The organism is Streptomyces sp. CBMA291, assembly GCF_014596525.1.
Lineage (GTDB): Bacteria > Actinomycetota > Actinomycetes > Streptomycetales > Streptomycetaceae > Streptomyces.
Map to the genome: position 1 here is coordinate 1 of NZ_MSJP01000002.1, position 4,518 is coordinate 4,518.

The 4,518-nt window shown below is 72.5% G+C and carries 4 protein-coding genes and 2 pseudogenes; 5 read left to right on the forward strand and 1 reads right to left on the reverse strand.

Translation table 11 applies throughout. The features are described 5' to 3' along the window. Window positions 1-820: pseudogene (locus BU197_RS00260) on the reverse strand (hydrolase); the annotation flags it as partial. A gap of 318 nt (window positions 821-1,138) precedes the next feature. Here BU197_RS00260 and BU197_RS00265 point away from each other — a divergent pair. From BU197_RS00265 to BU197_RS00285, 5 genes and pseudogenes are all read left to right on the forward strand, one after another. Then, the gene (locus BU197_RS00265) at window positions 1,139-2,710 is read left to right on the forward strand and encodes a phage tail sheath subtilisin-like domain-containing protein (RefSeq protein ID WP_188266091.1); all 1,572 of its coding nucleotides are present in this window, start codon (window positions 1,139-1,141) and stop codon (window positions 2,708-2,710) included. Window positions 2,711-2,811: 101 nt separating this feature from the next. Then, window positions 2,812-3,255: a phage tail protein gene (locus BU197_RS00270; RefSeq protein WP_188266092.1), complete on the forward strand. Its 444-nt coding sequence runs from the start codon at window positions 2,812-2,814 to the stop codon at window positions 3,253-3,255. Next, window positions 3,255-3,674, forward strand: a complete 420-nt coding sequence (locus BU197_RS00275) for a hypothetical protein (protein WP_188266093.1) — start codon at window positions 3,255-3,257, stop codon at window positions 3,672-3,674. Before BU197_RS00270 ends, BU197_RS00275 begins: the two co-directional genes overlap by 1 nt. Further along, a complete protein-coding gene (locus tag BU197_RS00280; RefSeq protein WP_188266094.1) occupies window positions 3,671-3,823 on the forward strand; it encodes a DUF6760 family protein in 153 nt (50 codons plus the stop codon). Before BU197_RS00275 ends, BU197_RS00280 begins: the two co-directional genes overlap by 4 nt. A 79-nt stretch (window positions 3,824-3,902) precedes the next feature. Beyond that, a pseudogene (locus tag BU197_RS00285) lies at window positions 3,903-4,518 on the forward strand (hypothetical protein); the annotation flags it as partial.

Sequence of the window (4,518 nt, forward strand, 5' to 3'; positions counted from 1 at the left end):
CCGCGGGCAGGTCGGAGCCGCTGCCCTGGGCCGCGGGCCGGGGCGCGCCGCTCGCCTGAAGGTCCTTGGCCGCGCTGGTGATCTTCGGGGAGAAGTTGAACCAGAGGGCGACGAAGGCGATCACGGCGGCGAGGAGGACTCCGCCGACGGCGACGAGCCAGTTCCCGAGGACGGGACGCTGGTCGAAGGTGGCGTCGAGATCGAGGGCGGTGTCGTCGCCCGCACGCCGTACGGAGACGGTGAAGCGGTGCGATTCCTGGGCGCCGGTCCACCGCACGGCCTGGGGCCGTACGACGAGTTCGCCGAAGGCGGCGCGGCCGGGGGCGATCTGCACGGCGTTGGGCCGTACGTCGAAGGTGAGCCGGTTCGCCTCGTCGCGGACGACGAGGGAGGCGGTCAGCGGGGTGTTGCCGAGGTTGTCGACGGCGATGCGGGCACGGCCCCTGAACCGGCCGACGAGCGCCGGAGGCAGGAGTTCGGCGCGGGTCTCGGTGAAGGGCGTGACCGTGAGGCGGCCCTCCACGACGTCACGGGCCGCGCTGTTCTCGCGGGGGTCGACCCGGATGCCGTAGGCGAGCGGTCCGGCCTCGACGTCCGAGGAGCGCGGTGGGGCGAAGGAGATCTCGGCGGTGCCCTCGCTGCCCGGGTAGAGGCGGAGGACATCCGGCTCGACCCGGGACCAGCCCGAAGGTTTGCCGACGAGGGAAAGTCGGTATTCCTCGACGGTGTCGCCGGTGTTCCGCACCCGGAGGCGGGTACCGGTCCGCGCTCCGGGCTCGACGGTCACCTCGGCCGGGTCCAGAGAGGTCCACATGGTCATGGGCGAACGTTAAGGGGCGGGGTGGGGGTTCCGGCTGCCCGAAAGTCCCTGACCAAGGGCAGTGTGCGATGCCCGCGCGGGCCGGGCCCTGCGGCGTCCGCCCGGAGAACCCGCTGATCGGCCGACCGGCCCCACTGGGACGTTCGGGCAGCTCCCGCTGCCCTCGCGGCCGCCCGTTCCTCCCTCCCCCGGCAGGGGCGGGCCGGGGGAGAGTGGCACCCGTCAGAGCACCGCACCACCACGGCTCCGACGCCCCGGCCGGGTGCCCCGTGGCATGGCGGCCCGGTCGGAAACCCCACCAGCGAGGAGCAGCCGAACGTGCCCACCTATCTGTCCCCCGGCGTCTACGTCGAGGAAGTCGCCAGCGGGTCCCGGCCCATCGAGGGCGTCGGGACGTCCGTCGCCGCGTTCGTCGGACTCGCGCCCGTGGGGCCGCTCGACGAGCCGGTGCTTGTGACCAACTGGTCCCAGTTCGTCGCCTCGTTCGGCGACTTCACGGAGGGGTACTACCTCGCCCACTCCGTGTACGGCTTCTTCAACAACGGCGGTACGGCCGCGTACGTGGTCCGGGTGGGCGGCGGCGACGCCGAGGGCGCCGTGGAGGCCGTGGCGGCCTCCGCGACGCCGGAGCTGGTCGCCGGGGAGGCGGTCGCGCTCGGGAACTTCCGGGTGGCGGCCCTGACCGCCGGGACCGAGGCGGGCGGCGCGCTGACCGTGGAGGTGCAGGACGTCGAGGGCGACACCGAGCGCTTCAAGCTGGTCGTGAAGGACGGCGAGAAGGTCGTCGAGAGCTTCGACGCCTCCGCCAAGAAGAGCGCACGGAACTATGTCGTCGCGCAGGTCAAGCAGCGTTCGAAGACCATCGTCGTGGAGGAGGCCGGGGCCGGCGGGCAGCTCGCCAAGCCCGAGGCGCAGGCCGTGACGCTCGCCCCGCCCGCGCGGCTGCCGGAGCAGGCCTCGGCGCGGGGGACGGGCACGGCCCTGGAGTCCGGCCGGTTCATCGGCGACTCCGCCGACCGCACCGGCTTCGGCGGTCTGGAGGCCCACGACGAGATCAACATGGTGGCCGTGCCCGACCTGATGGCCGCCTACCAGCAGGGTCTAATCGACCTTGAGCAGGTCAAGGCCGTGCAGCTCGGTCTGATCGCGCACTGCGAGCTGATGGGCGACCGGATGGCGATCCTGGACCCGCCGCCGGGGCTCAACGCGCGGGACATCCGCAAGTGGCGCCAGGAGGTGGCCGGTTACGACTCCCGGTACGCGGCGCTCTACTACCCGTGGCTCAAGTCCTTCGACCCGGCGAGCGGCCAGACCCGTGCGGTCCCGCCGTCCGGGCACATGGCGGGCGTCTGGGCGCGCAACGACTCCGAGCGCGGTGTTCACAAGGCGCCCGCCAACGAGATCGTGCGCGGCGCGGTCGACCTGGAGCTCCAGATCACGCGCGGCGAGCAGGATCTGCTCAACCCGATCGGCGTGAACTGCATCCGGGCGTTCCCCGGCCGGGGCATCCGGGTGTGGGGCGCGCGGACCCTGGCCTCGGACCCGGCCTGGCGCTACCTGAACGTGCGCCGCTACTTCAACTACCTGGAGGAGTCGATCCTCGTCGGGACGCAGTGGGTGGTGTTCGAGCCGAACGACCAGTCGCTGTGGGCCCGTATCCGCCGCAACATCTCCGCGTTCCTCGTCAACGAGTGGCGGCAGGGCGCGCTGTTCGGCCAGCGGGCCGAGGACGCGTTCTACGTGAAGTGCGACGCCGAGACGAACCCGCCGGAGTCCGTGGACCTCGGCCGGGTGGTGTGCGAGATCGGCATCGCCCCGGTGAAGCCCGCCGAGTTCGTGGTCTTCCGGCTCGCGCAGTTCCAGGGTGGCGGCGGCGAGCTGGAGGAGTAGTCCTCCCCCGCTCCCCGTTCCGTCCGTCCCTTCCCGCTCGTCCCTTCGCGGCTCTCCGCGCCCCGCGCGGAGGCCGCCCCTCAGCACAGGAGTGAACTCCCATGTCCCTGGACACCGGCGACGCCCTCACCACCCATAATTTCGGCCTCCAGATCGACGGTGTGATGGTCGAGACCCTTCAGGAGATCAGCGGTCTCACGATGGAGCAGGACGTCATCGAGTACCAGCAGGTCTCGGCCGACGGCAAGCCGATCATCAAGAAGCTCCCCGGCGTGAAGAAGGCCGGCGAGTGCACGGTGACCCGGGGGGCCACCCAGTCCGCCGCCTTCACCGAGTGGATCACGGCCTCCATCTCGGGTGACATGGGCTCGGCCCGCAAGAACGCGTCCATCATCTTCATGGACTACCAGCTCACCGAGGTCAAGCGGTACAACCTGAGCAACGCCTGGTGCACCAAGGTCGAGCTGAGCGCCACCAAGGCCGGTGACGCCGCGGCCCTCACCGAGCAGGTCACCATCACCTTCGAAGAGCTGACGCTCGGCTGATGCGACGCGAAGGACCGGCGGGAGACCGGCAGGACCGCCCTCAGGAGCCGCTCCGCACGGAGTTCGAGTTCGAGCTGCCGCGCGGGTTCGTCGACGAGGCGGGCACGGTGCACCGCCACGGGGCGATGCGGCTGGCCACGGCCAGGGACGAGCTGCTCCCGCTGCGCGACGTCCGGGTCCGCGAGAACCCGGCCTATCTGTCGGTGGTGCTGCTCGGCCGGGTGATCACCCGGCTGGGCACGCTCCCGTCGGTCCACGACGGGACGGTGGAGAACATGTTCGCCTCCGACCTGGCGTTCCTCCAGGACTTCTACCGGCAGATCAACGCCGAGGGCCATACCAGGGCGGCCGTCGCGTGCCCGCACTGCGAGGAGTCCTTCGAGGTCGAACTGGCCGGGAGCCGCCTGGGGGAATCGTGACGTACGCGGCCGACCGGATCGAGGAGGAGACCGCGTACCTCGCCTTCCACTTCCACTGGGGTCTGGAGGACATCCTCGATCTGGAGCACGCGGACCGACGCCGGTACGTGGCCCAGGTGGCCTCGCTCGTGGAGCGATCGCAGGCGTGACAGCGGGCCCCGGCAGGACCGGGGCCCGAGGAAACCACAGGCCCTGGGAGACCGGGGAAGGGGGTCGGAGAAGGTGGGCATGTTCGAGAAGTGGCGGACCGCGCGGGCGGCACGCGGGAGCGAGGCACGGGGCGAGGCCCCCGCGCGGACCGAGGCTCCCGCGACTCCCGTGGCGCCCGGGGACGCCTGGCGGGCGCTGCCGCCCGTCCAGCGGGTCCTCGACGGTCCGCGTACCGTCGCGGAGCACGGCTTCGCCTCCTCCCTCGCCACCCACTGGAACCCTTCCTTCCAGCGCGATCTGGGCCACGGCGCCGTGCCCGACGCGCCCGGCGGCGTCCTCCTCGACGCGGTGCGCCCCGTGACCGGGCCCACGACGACGAGCACGGAACTGCCGGGACTCCGACTGCCGGTGGCGGGCCGGGGCGCCACGCCCCCGGAGCCTTCGGCTTCCCCTGTACGGGCGAGCGGCGCGGGGCCGGCCGTCGGTCCGGCGCGGGCGGGCGCCGCCGGTACGGCCGCCTCCCCCGTACGGGCGGACAGCGCGTCGTCACCCGCGCGCCCGGCGGTCCAGCGCGCTCCGCTGGCCGGGCCCACGCCCGGGAGCCCGGTGCGCGAGCCCGTCCGCCCCGTGCCCGTACGCCGATCCGCTTACGTCTCCGCCCGGCCCGAGCAGCCGCCACGTCTGCTGGCTCCGG